This is a genomic window from Halopseudomonas sabulinigri (genome assembly GCF_900105255.1).
Lineage (GTDB): Bacteria > Pseudomonadota > Gammaproteobacteria > Pseudomonadales > Pseudomonadaceae > Halopseudomonas > Halopseudomonas sabulinigri.
Genome location: NZ_LT629763.1, coordinates 3,987,263 through 4,001,731 on the forward strand (window position 1 = coordinate 3,987,263; position 14,469 = coordinate 4,001,731).

General features: G+C 61.1%; 16 protein-coding genes. 11 read left to right on the top strand and 5 right to left on the bottom strand.

The features are described from left to right. The first annotated feature begins 28 nt into the window (after nucleotides 1–28). The 3 genes from ubiM to BLU26_RS18645 all read left to right on the top strand — a co-directional run bounded on the left by ubiM (nucleotide 29) and on the right by BLU26_RS18645 (nucleotide 2,926). Complete coding sequence (gene ubiM, locus BLU26_RS18245; protein WP_092288248.1) at nucleotides 29–1,201, top strand: 5-demethoxyubiquinol-8 5-hydroxylase UbiM; 1,173 nt, start codon at nucleotides 29–31, stop codon at nucleotides 1,199–1,201. A gap of 125 nt (nucleotides 1,202–1,326) precedes the next feature. Further along, nucleotides 1,327–2,760, top strand: a complete 1,434-nt coding sequence (gene ccoN, locus BLU26_RS18250) for a cytochrome-c oxidase, cbb3-type subunit I (protein WP_092288249.1) — start codon at nucleotides 1,327–1,329, stop codon at nucleotides 2,758–2,760. A 19-nt stretch (nucleotides 2,761–2,779) separates the two neighbouring features. Beyond that, a complete protein-coding gene (locus tag BLU26_RS18645) occupies nucleotides 2,780–2,926 on the top strand; it encodes a hypothetical protein (RefSeq protein WP_157719403.1) in 147 nt (48 codons plus the stop codon). A 26-nt stretch (nucleotides 2,927–2,952) separates the two neighbouring features. Here the strand turns inward: BLU26_RS18645 and BLU26_RS18255 are convergent, their stop codons facing one another. From BLU26_RS18255 to BLU26_RS18275, 5 genes are all read right to left on the bottom strand, one after another. Continuing rightward, on the bottom strand, nucleotides 2,953–3,615 hold the full coding sequence (locus BLU26_RS18255; RefSeq protein ID WP_092288250.1) for a response regulator transcription factor: 663 nt from the start codon (nucleotides 3,613–3,615) through the stop codon (nucleotides 2,953–2,955). Nucleotides 3,616–3,818: 203 nt separating this feature from the next. Beyond that, the gene (locus BLU26_RS18260) at nucleotides 3,819–4,610 is read right to left on the bottom strand and encodes an ABC transporter permease (protein WP_092288251.1); all 792 of its coding nucleotides are present in this window, start codon (nucleotides 4,608–4,610) and stop codon (nucleotides 3,819–3,821) included. Further along, nucleotides 4,607–5,347: an ABC transporter ATP-binding protein gene (locus BLU26_RS18265; protein WP_092288567.1), complete on the bottom strand. Its 741-nt coding sequence runs from the start codon at nucleotides 5,345–5,347 to the stop codon at nucleotides 4,607–4,609. Before BLU26_RS18265 ends, BLU26_RS18260 begins: the two co-directional genes overlap by 4 nt. Further along, nucleotides 5,344–6,318: a YVTN family beta-propeller repeat protein gene (locus tag BLU26_RS18270; RefSeq protein ID WP_092288252.1), complete on the bottom strand. Its 975-nt coding sequence runs from the start codon at nucleotides 6,316–6,318 to the stop codon at nucleotides 5,344–5,346. The genes BLU26_RS18265 and BLU26_RS18270 overlap by 4 nt, the downstream gene beginning before the upstream one ends. An 11-nt stretch (nucleotides 6,319–6,329) precedes the next feature. Then, nucleotides 6,330–7,526: an ABC transporter substrate-binding protein gene (locus BLU26_RS18275; protein ID WP_092288253.1), complete on the bottom strand. Its 1,197-nt coding sequence runs from the start codon at nucleotides 7,524–7,526 to the stop codon at nucleotides 6,330–6,332. Nucleotides 7,527–7,677: 151 nt separating this feature from the next. Between BLU26_RS18275 and BLU26_RS18280 the strand changes: the two genes are divergently transcribed. From BLU26_RS18280 to pqqA, 8 genes are all read left to right on the top strand, one after another. Continuing rightward, nucleotides 7,678–8,121, top strand: a complete 444-nt coding sequence (locus BLU26_RS18280) for a cupredoxin domain-containing protein (RefSeq protein ID WP_092288254.1) — start codon at nucleotides 7,678–7,680, stop codon at nucleotides 8,119–8,121. Nucleotides 8,122–8,130: 9 nt separating this feature from the next. Next, entirely contained in the window at nucleotides 8,131–9,420 is a 1,290-nt protein-coding gene (locus BLU26_RS18285; protein ID WP_092288255.1) for a sensor histidine kinase, read from the top strand. Continuing rightward, nucleotides 9,417–10,058: a response regulator gene (locus BLU26_RS18290; protein ID WP_092288256.1), complete on the top strand. Its 642-nt coding sequence runs from the start codon at nucleotides 9,417–9,419 to the stop codon at nucleotides 10,056–10,058. Before BLU26_RS18285 ends, BLU26_RS18290 begins: the two co-directional genes overlap by 4 nt. Nucleotides 10,059–10,251: 193 nt before the next feature. Continuing rightward, nucleotides 10,252–11,772, top strand: a complete 1,521-nt coding sequence (gene exaC / locus BLU26_RS18295) for an acetaldehyde dehydrogenase ExaC (protein ID WP_092288257.1) — start codon at nucleotides 10,252–10,254, stop codon at nucleotides 11,770–11,772. An 816-nt stretch (nucleotides 11,773–12,588) separates the two neighbouring features. After that, nucleotides 12,589–13,017 (top strand): hypothetical protein, encoded by a 429-nt coding sequence (locus BLU26_RS18300; protein WP_231701977.1) that lies wholly within the window; start codon nucleotides 12,589–12,591, stop codon nucleotides 13,015–13,017. Between the two features lie 84 nt (nucleotides 13,018–13,101). After that, nucleotides 13,102–13,467: a molecular chaperone DnaJ gene (locus BLU26_RS18305; protein ID WP_092288258.1), complete on the top strand. Its 366-nt coding sequence runs from the start codon at nucleotides 13,102–13,104 to the stop codon at nucleotides 13,465–13,467. 72 nt (nucleotides 13,468–13,539) lie between these two features. Then, a complete protein-coding gene (locus BLU26_RS18310; RefSeq protein WP_092288259.1) occupies nucleotides 13,540–14,076 on the top strand; it encodes a hypothetical protein in 537 nt (178 codons plus the stop codon). A 267-nt stretch (nucleotides 14,077–14,343) separates the two neighbouring features. Continuing rightward, nucleotides 14,344–14,415 (top strand): pyrroloquinoline quinone precursor peptide PqqA, encoded by a 72-nt coding sequence (pqqA, locus tag BLU26_RS18315; protein ID WP_063607997.1) that lies wholly within the window; start codon nucleotides 14,344–14,346, stop codon nucleotides 14,413–14,415. Nucleotides 14,416–14,469: the final 54 nt, after the last annotated feature.

A 14,469-nucleotide genomic window follows, 5' to 3' on the forward strand; every position in this document is an offset into this window, starting at 1 on the left:
GCCTTTTGCTGCCGTAGGGAGACTTTGCATGATCCATGACGTTGCCATCGTTGGCGCTGGCCCCAGCGGACTTTGCCTCGCCCGCGCGCTATCGGAGCAAGGCCTGTCGGTGTTGTTGCTCGAGCGGCAAGCGGAGGCAGCCATTGCCGAGCCGGCCTTTGATGGGCGCGAAATTGCCCTGACCCACAGCTCGCAAGCGCTGCTCGAGCGGCTCAATATCTGGTCACTGATTGAGGCCGATGAGATTGCCGTGTTGCGCGATGCCAGCGTGTTCAGCGGCCCGTCTCCGTTTGCCCTGCACATCAATGCCCAGCAGGCCGGGGCCGAACGGCTCGGGCATCTGGTGGCCAATCAGGCGATCCGCCGTGCCTGTTACCAGAGCCTGCAACAGGATGCTGCGACCACGCTGCGTTGCGATGCCGAGATACACGCCATCCGGCAGCACCCGGACCGGGTCGAGCTGGCGTTGGCCCACGGCGATGTGCTGCAGGCGCGGCTACTGGTTGCTGCGGATAGCCGTTTTTCCGAGACCCGCCGCCTGCTGGGCATAGGTGCTCAGCTGAAGGATTTCGGCAAGAGCATGCTGGTCTGCCGCATGCGGCACGAGAAAGACCACCAGCAGGTCGCCTGGGAGTGGTTCGGCTACGGTCAAACCCTGGCCCTGCTGCCGTTGAACGGGCGGCAGTCGTCGGTGGTGATTACCCTGCCGCCGCGCGCGATTGCGCAGCTGCAGCAGCTAGGCGACGAGCGCTTTTCCAGAGAAATCGAGCAGCGCTTTGCTCACCGTCTGGGACGTATGCAACTGGTCAGCAGCCGCCATGCGTACCCTCTTGTGGGTGTTTATGCCCGGCGTGTCATCAGCCAGCGCTGCGCGCTGATCGGCGACGCTGCTGTGGGCATGCATCCGGTGACCGCACATGGTTTCAACTTTGGCCTGGGGAGTGTGCAGCGGCTCAGCAAGCTGGTGCTGGCTGCCCATGCGCGCGGTAAAGATCTGGCGGAGCCAGCCTTGCTCGAGCGTTACCAGCGCCAACAAAGGCTGGCTACCTGGCCCCTATATCAGGCCACCAATCTGCTGGTGGAGTGCTACACCAGTGATCAACTGCCTATGCGTCTGCTGCGCAACGCCGGTCTGCGTCTGGCCCAGCAGGCTCAGCCACTCAAGCGTGGCATAGCCCGGCATCTGACTACCCAGCGGTGATTCGCGCTGGCCATCTGATACGCCTTAACGCGTGACCTCTGAGTCTGTTTTGTGTTGTTCGCCTTTTCTACAGTACGGCTACCTTTGCGGCCCTGGCCGCAGTCACTGTCAGAAAGGTTTCAACGATGCAAAACACAGGTGCTGTGCAGCCTTACAACTACCGGGTGGTGCGCCAGTTCGCCATCATGACGGTGGTGTGGGGCGTGGTAGGTATGTCGGTCGGCCTGCTGGTCGCTTCGCAGCTGGTCTGGCCAGCGCTCAACTTTGATCTGCCCTGGACCAGCTTTGGCCGTCTGCGCCCACTGCATACCAGCCTGGTGATATTCGGCTTTGCCGGCAGCGCACAGTTCGCCGCCAGTTACTATGCGGTGCAGCGTACCTGCCAAACGCCGCTGATTGCGCCGCGCCTGACGGCCTTCACCTTCTGGGGCTGGCAGGCGGTGATCATCATCATGCTGGTGACCCTGCCCCAGGGGCTGACCACCACCAAGGAATACGCCGAGATCGAGTTCACCGGTGCGGTGGTGATGGCCATCGTCTGGGTGGCCTACGCGGTAGTGTTCTTCGGTACGCTGAGGCGCCGCAAGACCCGCCACATATACGTGGGCAACTGGTTCTTTGCCGCCTTCATCCTGGTCATCGCGGTGCTGCATATCGTTAACCACGCCGCGATCCCGATCAGCTGGTTCAAGTCCTACCCGGTCTATGCCGGCGCGACCGACGCCATGGTGCAGTGGTGGTACGGGCACAACGCGGTGGGCTTTTTTCTGACCACCGGCTTTCTCGGCATGATGTATTACTTTGTGCCCAAGCAGGTGAACCGGCCGGTGTACTCCTACCGCCTGTCGATCGTGCACTTCTGGGCGCTGATCACCCTGTACATCTGGGCCGGGCCACACCATTTGCACTACACCGCCTTGCCAGACTGGGCGCAATCGCTCGGCATGGTGATGTCGCTGATTCTATTGGCGCCCAGTTGGGGCGGCATGATCAACGGCATGATGACCCTCTCTGGCTCCTGGCATCAGCTGCGTACCGATCCGATCCTGCGTTTTCTGGTGGTGGCGCTGGCCTTCTACGGCATGTCGACCTTTGAAGGGCCGATGATGGCGATCAAAACCGTGAACGCACTTTCGCACTACACTGACTGGACTATCGGCCACGTGCACGCAGGCGCGCTGGGCTGGGTTGCGATGATCACCTTCGGCTCGCTGTACCACCTGATTCCCAAGGTATTCGGGGTCGAGAAAATGCACAGCACCGGGCTGATCAACCTGCACTTCTGGCTGGCGACCATCGGCACCGTACTCTACATAGTCGCGATGTGGGTCAACGGCATTACCCAGGGCCTGATGTGGCGTGCAGTGAACGTCGATGGTACGCCAACCTACTCCTTTGTGGAGGCGCTGGAGGCCAGCCATCCGGGTTACGTGGTACGGGTTATTGGCGGCGCCTTCTTCTTCACCGGCATGCTGTGCATGGCCTGGAATACCTGGCGCACGGTGCGTGCGGCCCGCCAGTTGGAGGCGCAGACCAGCGCTCTGGCAACCGTCCATTGAGAACGCAGGAGCTTGTCCCATGCTGATCTCTGAAATAGTCGCACTGCTGACGCTGATTGGCTTCTTCCTGGCCGTGAGCGCCAGTCTGGCGAACCATCCCGGCAACGAACTGGAAGACGCAGCTCAGCTGCCTTTCCTGGAGGAGCCGGACAGCTTTGACGCCTGAGCCAGCCCTGCGCCAGGGCCTGGCCGTTAACGTCTCAGATAAGCACTGAAATCCACATCACTGGCCGACAGAATCGCCTGCACGCGGTTGTGCACGTTCAGTTTGCGCAGGATCGCCGAGACGTGGGCCTTGACCGTGGTTTCGGCGATTTCCAGATGGTAGGCAATCTGCTTGTTGGACTCGCCCTTGGCCATGCGCTCCAGCACCAGCAGTTGTTTGCGGGTCAGGGCGTACAGCAGTTCCGGGGAGATGGGGTATTCCTCGGGGTTGCGACGGGTGATGGTACGGTTGGCGCGGATGATGTCGGAGGGCAGGTAAACGTTGCCGTCGAGGATCTGCACTATGGCCTCGGTCATCTGCGCCCGTGGCGAGGATTTGGTGATAAAGCCCACCGCGCCGTAGGTGATGGCCTGCAGCACTACCTGCTTGTCTTCTTCGGCCGAGACGATCACCACGGGAATCGAGGGTGAATCGTTGCGCAGAGTGATCAGCCCGTTCAGGCCGTGCATGCCGGGCATGTTCAAGTCGAGCAGGATCAGGTCAAGGTCATCGTGTTCCTGGGCCAGCGTCAGGGCGCTGTCCAGATCGCAGGTCTCCAGCAATTCGCTACCGGGAAACCCGCTGCTGATCACATTGCAGATGGCCTCGCGGAACAACGGGTGATCATCGGCTATCAGGATCTTGTACATGGCGTTGGTAACCTGTTTTTTTTGTATGCGGCCGACGTAGTCTGGCTGGGACTCGCCTGCTCGGTGATATTACATCGGTATTACACCCGGAGTAGGCTGTCTTGCAAATGATACATTGGCACAACAAACCGGTACTAAAGTAGTAAGTCCTGCCCGGAGCGCCGCAAGCGAAAAGCGGTGCGGGCGAGCGCTCGGTGGGCAGCTCAGCCGCGCACCGCTGCCCGCTGCGGGTTGAAGGTCAGCACCGCCGCCAGGCTGACCAGCAGCCACAGGCCCAGGCACACCAGCAGGGCAGTCAGGTTGAACCGCTGATAGAGCGCAAAGCGCACCAGTTCTACCGCGTGGGTAAAGGGGTTGAGGGCGCACAGCCAATACAGCCATTCACTGGATTCGCGCATCTTCCACAGCGGATACAGCGCCGACGACAGGAAGAACAGCGGGAAGATGACGAAGTTCATCACCCCGGCGAAGTTCTCCAGCTGACGAATCCCGTTCGATAACAGCAGCCCCAGTGAGCTGAGCAGCAGCGCCGCCAGCAGCAGGGCGGGTGCGGCGGCGAGCAGGCCCCAGAGGGGCGGGCGAATGTCAAAGCACCAGGCAATCGCCAGAAAGGCGTAGACCTGAATCAGTGACACCAGTGCCGTTGCCAGCAGCTTGCTGAGCAGCAGAAAGGGGCGCGGCAGTGGGCTCATCAGCAGCACGCGCATGCTGCCCATCTCCCGGTCGTAGACCATCGACAGGGAGCCCTGCATACCGTTGAACAGCAAGATCATGCAGCACAGCCCGGGCAGGATGTAGGTCTCATAGGTGATGTAGGTGCTGTACGGCGGGATGATCGACACCCCCAGCGCGGCGCGAAAGCCGGCGGCAAATACCAGCAGCCACAGCAGCGGGCGCACCAGTGCGCTGAGAAAGCGTGAGCGTTGCAGAAAAAAGCGCAGCCACTCGCGTTGCAGAATCCCGGCCATGCAGGCGAGGTAATGGTGCGGGCTCATGCGGTGGCCTCCAGGGCGTTGGCACTGAGCCGGGCGAAGGCCTGGGTCAGGTCGGCGGCCTGTTGTTGCCGCACCAGCTCGGCGGCTTCACCGCTGGCCACCACGCGGCCACGGCTGAGCATGATCACCGGATCGGCATCGTGGATTTCATCCAGCAGGTGGGTGGTCCAGATCACTGTCAGTTGCTGCTCGGCGCACAGGGCGCGCACATGCTGGTTGAGTGCGGCGCGGCTGGCGGTATCCAGCCCCACGCTGGCCTCATCGAGCAGCAGAATGCGCGGCTGGTGCAGCAAGGCGCGGGCGATCTCCACCCGCCGCCGATGGCCGCCGTTGAGCTGACGCACCTTCTCGTGCTGACGCTCCAGCAAGTGCTGCCGTGCCAGTTCGGCTTCGATGCGCGGGGCCGCCGCGCGGCGTGACAGCCCGTGCAGGGCCGCGTGGTAGGCCAGGTTCTGACGCACCGTCAGGTCCAGGTCGAGGGTGCTTTGCTGGAATACCACGCCTAGCTGGCGTAGCGCGTGGCGCGGGTGGCGGCGGATCGATTGGCCGTCCAGCAGGATGTCGCCCTGCTGCAGGCGGTACAGCCGGCTGAGCAGCGCCACCAGCGTCGACTTGCCGGCGCCGTTGGGGCCCAACAAGGCGTTCAGACAGCCCGTGCGCAGCGTAAAGCCAACCTGCTCAAGCGCCCTGTGTGCGCCATAGGTAAAGCTGACGTCGGCGACCTGAATGCTCATCAGGGCGTGACCACCACGCCCCACGGGAAGCGCCCTACCTTGATGGATTTCAGTACCTTGAGGTCCGCCACATCAATCACCGAAACGTCGCCACTCACACCGTTGGTGGTCAGCAGCCGGCTTTCGTCGCCGTTGAACGCCAGGTGCCAGACGCGGCGGCCAACCAGCAGGTAATCCAGCACTTCAAAGGTGTTGGCGTCGACCACCGCCACGTGGTTGGCCGGGCCCAGGGCGACAAAGGCGTATTTGCCGTCGCGGGTCAGGCGCACGCCAACCGGCTGGATGCGGTCCGGGTGAATGCCCTTGATCTCGAAGGTCAGCACCTTTTTCACTTCGCGCGAATCCACGTCCAACACGGTGACGGTGCCGCCGATCTCGGCCGAGGCCCACAGTGTCTTGCTGTCGTGGCTGAACTCGACGTGACGCGGGCGCTGGTCAACCAGGGTGTTGTCGACCAGCTCGTTCGTGGTGGTGTCGATCCAGTGCAGCATGTTGGTGGTTTCGCTGGTGTTCACCGCCCACTTGCCATCCGGGCTGACCGCCATGCCTTCTGGCTCCACGCCCACGTCGATCTGCGCCAGTACCTCGGCGGTGGGTACGTCGACCACGGTTACCAGTGCGTCGTCTTCGTTGGAGATGTACAGGGTGCGGTCGTTCGGGTGCAGGGCAAACTGCTCCGGGTCAGCGCCGGACGGCAGTTCCTGCACTATGCGGCGGGTCGCCAGATCCATGATCTGCACGGTGTCGGAGTCGCTGGCGCAGATGAACAGCTTGCTGTTATCGCTCGACAGCAGAATACCGCGCGGGCGCATGCCAACGTCCAGCGTGTCGGTCACCTCCAGCGTGTTCATGTCGATCACCGAGATGCTGTTGTCCTTCTCGTTCGATACGTAGGCAGTCTCGGCCAGAGCGGTGGTGCTCGCAGAGGTGATCAACGCGGCCAGCAGGGCGTGGCGAAAGGGCAGGGTAGTCATGGGCAGCTCCATCAGCTCTTGTTCAGGTGTTCGGCAATACGGCACTGGCTCTCGGGTTCGTCGTAGCCGAGGGTGTCCAGGTCGGTGCCGGGGTGCAGGAAGCCGTCCTGCGGTGAGGTCGTAACCAGTGCGCGTGGCTGCACCAGCGCAATCGGCTGGCGCAGCTGGCCGCTCCAGGTGCGGTAGCTCAGCTTGCGACCCTTGAAGCCGTCCATCGGCAGGCGGTCGCTGACGCTGAGCGCGCCAATGGCGTCGGCGTCGGCGCTGTTGAGGGTGGTGACGGCCGCGCCAATCGAGCGCACGGCCAGCCAGGAGGCAAAGTCCAGGCTGTTCATCCAGCGCCCGGCGTGCTCCTCAAAGCGCTTCTGCAATTGCGCCGCGCCATAGGTCTCGATGGTCTTGTGCCAGCCGACCGGGGTCAGGCCCTGGGTGCCGGCTACCGGGCGCGGATACCAGGTGTTGTAGGGGATGTATTCGCCAAAGTCGCCGCGCTCGTCGGCCACCAGCACCACGTCGTACTCGTCGGTCTGGGTGAACAGCGGCACCTCGGCCTGGGCGGCGCGGCGCAGGTCGGTAGCAAAGCTCCACTCCTTCTCCGCGACGATGCGTATGCCGTAGCGCTGGGCGGCGCGCTTGAGAACAGCAGCGTAGGCCTGATCCTCGGCGGTCGGGCCGCTGATCAGCAGCCAGCGCTTGAGTTTACGGCTGAGCAGAAACTGGCCCAGCGCATCGGCCAGCATGGCGCGGCTGGGCAGGGTGTGCAGCACGTTGGGCAAGCATTGGCTGGTGCGCAGGGCGTCGTCGTAGCTGCCCGCGTTGAACAGCAGGCTGTCGCCAAATTCGGCCGACAGGGTACTCAGCGCGCTGGCGGGCAGGTTGCTGATGAACAGCCGCACGCCGTCGGCATGCAGGGCGCGGGCAGCGTCCAGCGTGGCGCTCAGCTCGGGCTCGCTCGCGGTCAGCAGCTGATAGTCGTGCTTGAGGAAGCGGCCGGTGGTGTTGTTGTCGACGATGGCGAGTTCCGCCCCGCGCAGGCCGGCGTCGGTCGGCTCGGGAATCACGTTCGACAGCACCGGGCCGGGGTCGGGCGTCCAGCCGATATAGCCGATGCGCACCGTTAGCGGGTTGGCCTGTACGTCATGCGCGACCAGCGTGGCGGTCAGCAGGGCGAACAGATAAAGCGAGGTATGCAGGGCCATCAGACGCATGGGGACTCCTTCTTTTTATGCCTCCCAGCATAGGAATCCGGTTACCGCGGGGAAATATGAAGAAAGTACCAATAAGCCGGTACCAAGGTAGTATTTCGGCGATTTTCTTGCGCATTAGCATGGTGGCTACACAACAAAAAGGATTCCCGCCATGAGCCTGTCACGCACCCGTACGCTATTGAACGTCGGCCTGATGATCATCTGTCTGGTCGGTACCGACCGCATTCTGGCCGCTGGCGACCTGACCCGCCGGACCACCTCATTGCCGGATCTGGTGCTGGGCAACGCCGAAAGCGATTACGCCATGAGCCAGAACGAGTATCAGCTGGAAACCGGCAAGGCCTATCAGTTGATGGTGGTGGCCTCGGGGCAGAAGGAGTATGCCTTCCAGGCGCCGGACTTCTTCAAGACGGTGCACCTGCGCAAGGTGGAAGCCGGCGACGTGGAAATCAAGGCAGCGCTGCTGCACGAACTGGAGTTTGAAGAGGCCGGCGAAGCCGAGCTGTTTTTTACCCCGCTGATTCCCGGCCGCTATGCCTTTTACATGAAGGGGTTGGAGAGCAAGGGCATGGTCGGGCACTTTGTCGTCAAGTAACCGCCACCAATGAACGCGCTCTCGTTTCGCGCCCGTCTGTATGCCGGCGTCTGCCTGCTGTTTGCCGTGGTGCTCGGCAGCCTGCTGCTGGTGTTGTTGCAGCAGGCCGAAAAAGACCTGGTGCGCGAGCTGCACGCCAGCCGGTCGATGGCGCTGCAGTTGTTCGATAGCCTCTCGCGCTCGGCCACCGCGCCAGACGCCGCCCAGTTCAGTGGGCTACGGCACCTGCGCATCACCGACGTAAAGGCCACACCCGATGCCACGCCGCCGGCCGCCGAGCCTGGCGACGTGCCTGAGTGGCTGGCGCGGCGGCTGGCCCCGGCGGTCAGCGAACGCTTCCCGCCGCTGACGCTGTCGTTTGCCGACAGCCAGCAATGGCGAATCACCCCAGATGCCCACGACGAGCTGGCTGAAATCTGGGAGTCGGTACAGTTGCTGCTGCTGGTGTTTGCGCTGGCGCTGCTGCTCTCACTGCTGACCATCCACTGGGCACTGAATCGCGGTTTGCGCGCCTATCACCGCTTGCTGGATGCCCTGCAGTCCATCGCCGGAGGCCAGTTACGTACCCGCCTGAGCCCCAGCCAGCAGCCAGAGATCAACCGTCTGGCAGAACGCTTCAACGGCATGGCTGCCGCGCTGCAGCGGGCCGAGCAGCGCAATCAGGAGCTGACCGAGCGGCTGCTCAGCGTGCAGGAGCGCGAGCGTATGCAGCTGGCGCACGCGCTGCACGATGACCTGGGCCAGTACCTCACCGGCATCCGCGCCCAAGCCTTCTTACTGCAACGTTGCGATCACAGCGACTCACGCACGCTCACGCGTTTAAGCAGCCAGCTGCTGAGCAACTGTGATGGCCTGCAGCAAGGCTTCCGCCGTCTGGTGCGCGACCTGCACCCGGTGGTACTGGAGCGTCTGGGGCTGGAGCAGGCGCTGGCCCAACTGACCGAACAATGGCAACAGCAGCAGGGGGTCGAATGCCGCCTGGAGCTGGACGGCCAACTGCCCGGCCTGCGGCTGGAGGCCCGCGCCCATCTGTACCGCCTGCTGCAGGAAGCACTCAACAATGTGGCGCGGCATGCCCGCGCGCGCTGTGTGTGGGTGCGCCTGAGTCAAGAACAAGACTTGCTGCTGGTCAGCGTGCAGGACGATGGCAGCGGCATGGTCACGCCCGTGCAGTGGGGTATTGGCATGCATTCGATGCGCGAGCGCGCCCGCTGCCTGGGCTCGCCGTTGCAGGTTAACTCCGCAGCCGGGGAGGGCGTTGTGCTCGGGCTGCGTATTCCCTTGGGGGCAGTGGCATGAACATCTTGCTGGTGGACGATCACGCGGTAGTGCGCCAGGGCTACACCAGCCTGTTGGCGATGCTGTTCAGTCAGGCCGAGATTCGCGGCGCGGTGAGCGGTGAAGACGCCATCGCCGCCGCCCAGCAACAGGTGCCTGATCTGGTGATTCTCGATGTTGGCCTGCCGGGCATCAGCGGTATTGAAACCGCCCGGCGGTTGCTGCAGCGCTGGCCGCTGCTGCGTATTCTGTTCTTCAGCATGCACGATGAGCTCCCGCTGGTGCGTCAGGCACTGGCCACCGGCGCGCTGGGCTTCATCACCAAGAACGCCTCGCCTGAAGTGCTGCTGGATGCGGTCGGCCGTTGCCTCAAGGGGCACCGTTACATCGAGCAGGAGCTCGCCACCCAGCTGGCCTGCGCCGGCACTGACGAGCGCCTCGACCCGCGTCTGCGCGACGTCACCCAGCGTGAGTTCGAGATCTTCGTCATGCTCGCCCGCGGCGTGGCGCCCCGGCAGATCGCCGACAACCTGTGCATCAGCAGCAAGACCGTCTCAAACAACCTCACCGTACTCAAGCAGAAGCTCAACGTCAGCTCGCTGACCGAGCTGGTGCACCTGGCCATCGACACCGGCGTACTGCGGGTGCAGAGCGCCTGACCGTCCGTCAGCGGCGGCGCGGTCTGGCGTTGCCAGCAGCTAGCCTGAGAGAGCACCTGCAGCGTCGCCAATTACTACTAAATAACGATGTCATCCCTGCCAAGGACGCATACCAGAGACCCCGGCGCTGTTACTAGTATCAACCCATGACTTGGCCCGTGCGGGGTCAGGCTGCGCTCAGAGGGTAACAACAATGATCTATGCACAACCGGGAGCCCAAGGCTCCGTCGTCTCCTTCAAGTCACGCTATGGCAACTTCATCAATGGCGAGTTTATTGCGCCGCTGAAGGGCCAGTACTTCACCAACCTGTCGCCGGTCACCGGTGGTGCGGTTTGCGAAATCCCGCGCTCCACCGCTGAAGATATCGAATTGGCTCTGGATGCCGCGCACTGCGCCAAAGATGGCTGGGGCAAGATGTCGGTCCAGGCGCGCAGCAACATCCTGCTGCAGATTGCCGACCGCATGGAACAGAACCTGGAAAAGCTCGCCGTCACCGAAACCTGGGACAACGGCAAGGCCGTACGCGAAACCCTGAATGCCGACATCCCGCTGGCGGTTGACCACTTCCGCTACTTTGCCGGCTGCATTCGCTCGCAAGAGGGCACCGCAGCCGAGATCGACGAAAACACCGCGGCCTACCACTTCCACGAGCCGCTGGGCGTGGTTGGCCAGATTATCCCCTGGAACTTCCCGCTGCTGATGGCCGCCTGGAAAGTCGCCCCGGCGCTGGCGGCCGGTAACTGCATCGTGCTCAAGCCCGCCGAGCAGACGCCGCTGGGTATTCTGGTACTGATGGAGCTGATCGGCGACCTGCTGCCGCCGGGCGTGCTCAACGTGGTCAACGGCTACGGCCGCGAAGCCGGCGAGGCCCTGGCCACCAGCAAGCGCATCGCCAAGATCGCCTTCACCGGCTCCACCCCGGTGGGCCGCCACATCATGAAATGCGCGGCAGAGAACATCATCCCCTCCACCGTTGAGCTGGGCGGCAAGTCGCCGAACATCTACTTCTCCGACATCATGCGAGCCGAAGAGTCCTTCGTCAGCAAGGCCGTCGAAGGCATGGTGCTGGCATTCTTCAACCAGGGCGAGGTGTGCACCTGCCCGTCCCGCGCGCTGATTCAGGAAGACATGTACGAAGATTTCATCGGCATGGTGGTCGAGCGTACCCGCAGCATCAAACGCGGCAACCCGCTCGATACCGAAACCCAGGTAGGCGCACAGGCCTCCGAGCAGCAGTTCGACAAGATTCTGTCGTACATGGAGATCGCCCGTGAAGAGGGTGCCGAGTTCCTGATTGGCGGCGGTGCCGAGCGTCTGGAAGCCGAGCTGGGTAACGGTTATTACATCCAGCCCACGCTGCTCAAGGGTCACAATAAGATGCGTATCTTCCAGGAAGAGATCTTCGGCCCGGTGGTCAGCGTCACCACCTTCAAGGACGAAGCCGAAGCCCTGGCGATTGCCAACGATACCGAGTTTGGCCTGGGCGCCGGCCTCTGGACCCGCGACATCAACCGCGCCTACCGCATGGGCCGCGCCATTCAGGCTGGCCGCGTCTGGACCAACTGTTACCACATGTACCCGGCACATGCCGCCTTTGGTGGTTACAAGAAATCTGGCGTGGGTCGTGAGACGCACAAGATGATTCTCGATAGCTACCAGCAGACCAAGAACCTGCTGATCAGCTACGACGTCAACCCGCTGGGTTTCTTCTGAGGTAACCCGCAATACGGCTGAGCTTGCCCTGTTCAGCCGCCTGCAATGCCTGCGCAGGCCAGCTCCTCCTGTGGGGTGTTGCAGCGCAGCTGGGCGGGAGCCCTTCTGCAAGTCTGTTCGTGAACCTTTGGCGTGGCTTCGGTCACGTCTTTTTTTGTCTGGGGTTTGGTGGGGGAGCGTTGGTACTTGGCAGGACTCGCTCCTCGGGTGGCGCAGATCCTGGGAAGGTTGAGCTCCCGCTCGACCAGCTCTCTTGCCTGCAGCACCCATGGCCGAGTTGGAACTCGGCCTTCCCGTACACCCCAATCTGATGGTTCCCATGCCCTGCGTGGGAACGCCTGCTGGGCGCTCTGCGTCTCTTTCACTTTGGTGTGGTTGGCTCGCATCTGTCTTTCGCCTTCGCGGCGAGCAGGAGGAAATGCTTGGCCATTTCCCCCTGCACCCCCTAGGCCACCCCGGCTACGCGGCCCTTCGGGTTCGCTGCGTTGCTCGGTCTGACGGGGGCCGGCAGAACTCGGCTCTGCGAGCCTCAGACATGCTGCCGTCCTATTTCCCGCCAGCCCTGCGCTACTCGCCCGCGTAAACGGGGACCCGGGATCCGTGCAAGCAATAGGGCTTGCGCCTTAATCAAAAAATCAGCTTGCCGTGTGTGCTCCTTTCGCTAAAGTAGGAAGCACTTCACATAACTTCGCCACAGCGCGAAGACGCCATAAACACCAAGGAGGGTGGCAATTGCATGATTTCATTAGAGAGCCCCCAACACACGCAGGTTGCGTGCTATCTAATCAGTGTCATATCTGAGCAGAGGGGGAGTGCATGGCACGTCGAATGACAAAGGCTGAGAGCAAGGCGGTCGGAGTTCTCGCAATCATTGCCCTTCCGGTACTAGCTGTCGTTAAGCTGTTTGAAACTGTTGGTTGGGTAATTCCTGTCGCAGCTGTTGTCGTAGCGATTGCGCTCTTCATCTGGTATCAGCGCGATAAAAAGAAAAGGCGGCTTACATATCTTCGAGAAAAGTACGATAACGAAGAAGTAGTGCAGAAGATATTTCAAGGTTACTTTTGGCAGGGCCAAAGTGAGGAACAACTGCGCGACGCTCTTGGCCCACCGACCGATATTGATAATAAACTGCTCAAGACCAAGACGCGTGATGTATGGAAGTACCATCACCAAGGTGGAAATAGGTTCGGCCTGCGAATTACTGTGGAGAATGGGTATGTCACTGGTTGGGACAAAAAAGTTTGACCAGAGATTAAAGTCGACTTCAACGTAGCCGCTGCGCTCCGGCATGGCTGTTTAGTAGGTTGGGTTTTGAGTTGTAGAGGGAATATGCATCAGATCAAGTCAAATCTCTATCCTTGTGCTCATTGTGCTGGCGTTGGTACCTGCAGAAATGGCAGAAACGAACTCTCATGCGCTGTTTGCATAAAAGATCATGAGTTGAAGGGTATAGAGCTAGCCGGGCTTCCCTGTGGGGTCTGCGGGGGTATAGGGCAGGCAGAACCAAGAACTGAACGTATTAATAAACGGATGCCCGCCCTATTAGGGTTTATGATCGTTTTCCTGCTGATGCTCGGGGTGTTTTTAAGTGCTGTTTTCAAAAGTCCATATTTTAGTGAAGTCCTTGCCTTTTCCGGAACGCTAATTGGGACAGTGCTGGGCTTCTATTATTCAGACCGTAGCAAGTCCGCCTGACTAGTGGTTTAAATGTTTTCTTATCTGCTAGGGTGAGTTGTCGCTTCAGATTCAAGGGGATGAGTCAGCTCTATGGCTGAGTTTCTAGATGCGTTTTGGCCAAACCTCGCGGCTACAGCAATCGGTGTAGTGCTTGGTTTGCCTGTTGCGCTTTACCTTAATCGCCAGTTTACAATTAAGGCGATGGAAACTGAGGTTACAGAAAGCAAGAAGTTGCTTTCGGATGCAATTACCACCCTTGTTGAGTCTTGTGTCTACAATATTAAAGTGCTCAACAATATGAATCAGCTCTCGCTAGATGGCCAGGTCATGAGGAACCCTGACCTAAGAACCACAACTTGGGGCACGCTATCCGTGATACTGGTTCACCACCTTCGCGACCCCGGTCTACTCGAGGTTACCTCGCATCATTGGCTCAGGCTCAACCGTCTTGAAGAGCTAAATAGTCAGGTATTCGCTATGCAGACTGGACAAGCTCCTTTGCCCCAAGAGCCTATCACTCTAGCTGACTACATCTGCGAATTGCATAGATCTGCTTCCGACCTTGCGGCTCACGCCCATGAAATTTCGGAACGTCTGCAGCATTTGCAAGGGCAAGGTGCGTCTTGATCGTTCACCGGATCTAGGGCCGCTTCGTGACGTAGTCTCGCTCAAGTGTTGTCGCTGCAGAACGTTGCCCAGAACAGAGCGCTCGCCGATTGGATACTTGAAGCCGGCCGTTGGGAGCGAGCAGACACTTTGAGTTGTCCACACCAACCAAATCACGACCCAATCTCCTCCCAAAGTACCATTCGTACCCCCCGATCCCGGTGTTTAACTGAGTCCGTCGGTTCCTGCCGACGCTGTAAACCCACGCAATAACAAGAGGATCGACCCATGTGGACTAAACCCAGCTACACCGACCTGCGCATTGGCTTTGAAGTCACCATGTACTTTGCCAACCGCTGAGTACCGGGCGCCCCGGTTTCCGGGGCGTTTAGGCACGCTGGCCGAGGACAGATC

What these genes read in the sequence shown, in the direction of transcription:
- ubiM (WP_092288248.1), top strand. Translation starts at nt 29, where the DNA reads ATGATCCATGACGTTGCCATCGTTGGCGCTGGCCCCAGCGGACTTTGC.
- ccoN (WP_092288249.1), top strand. Translation starts at nt 1,327, where the DNA reads ATGCAAAACACAGGTGCTGTGCAGCCTTACAACTACCGGGTGGTGCGC.
- BLU26_RS18645 (WP_157719403.1), top strand. Translation starts at nt 2,780, where the DNA reads ATGCTGATCTCTGAAATAGTCGCACTGCTGACGCTGATTGGCTTCTTC.
- BLU26_RS18255 (WP_092288250.1), bottom strand. Translation starts at nt 3,615, where the DNA reads ATGTACAAGATCCTGATAGCCGATGATCACCCGTTGTTCCGCGAGGCC.
- BLU26_RS18260 (WP_092288251.1), bottom strand. Translation starts at nt 4,610, where the DNA reads ATGAGCCCGCACCATTACCTCGCCTGCATGGCCGGGATTCTGCAACGC.
- BLU26_RS18270 (WP_092288252.1), bottom strand. Translation starts at nt 6,318, where the DNA reads ATGACTACCCTGCCCTTTCGCCACGCCCTGCTGGCCGCGTTGATCACC.
- BLU26_RS18275 (WP_092288253.1), bottom strand. Translation starts at nt 7,526, where the DNA reads ATGCGTCTGATGGCCCTGCATACCTCGCTTTATCTGTTCGCCCTGCTG.
- BLU26_RS18280 (WP_092288254.1), top strand. Translation starts at nt 7,678, where the DNA reads ATGAGCCTGTCACGCACCCGTACGCTATTGAACGTCGGCCTGATGATC.
- BLU26_RS18285 (WP_092288255.1), top strand. Translation starts at nt 8,131, where the DNA reads ATGAACGCGCTCTCGTTTCGCGCCCGTCTGTATGCCGGCGTCTGCCTG.
- BLU26_RS18290 (WP_092288256.1), top strand. Translation starts at nt 9,417, where the DNA reads ATGAACATCTTGCTGGTGGACGATCACGCGGTAGTGCGCCAGGGCTAC.
- exaC (WP_092288257.1), top strand. Translation starts at nt 10,252, where the DNA reads ATGATCTATGCACAACCGGGAGCCCAAGGCTCCGTCGTCTCCTTCAAG.
- BLU26_RS18300 (WP_231701977.1), top strand. Translation starts at nt 12,589, where the DNA reads ATGGCACGTCGAATGACAAAGGCTGAGAGCAAGGCGGTCGGAGTTCTC.
- BLU26_RS18305 (WP_092288258.1), top strand. Translation starts at nt 13,102, where the DNA reads ATGCATCAGATCAAGTCAAATCTCTATCCTTGTGCTCATTGTGCTGGC.
- BLU26_RS18310 (WP_092288259.1), top strand. Translation starts at nt 13,540, where the DNA reads ATGGCTGAGTTTCTAGATGCGTTTTGGCCAAACCTCGCGGCTACAGCA.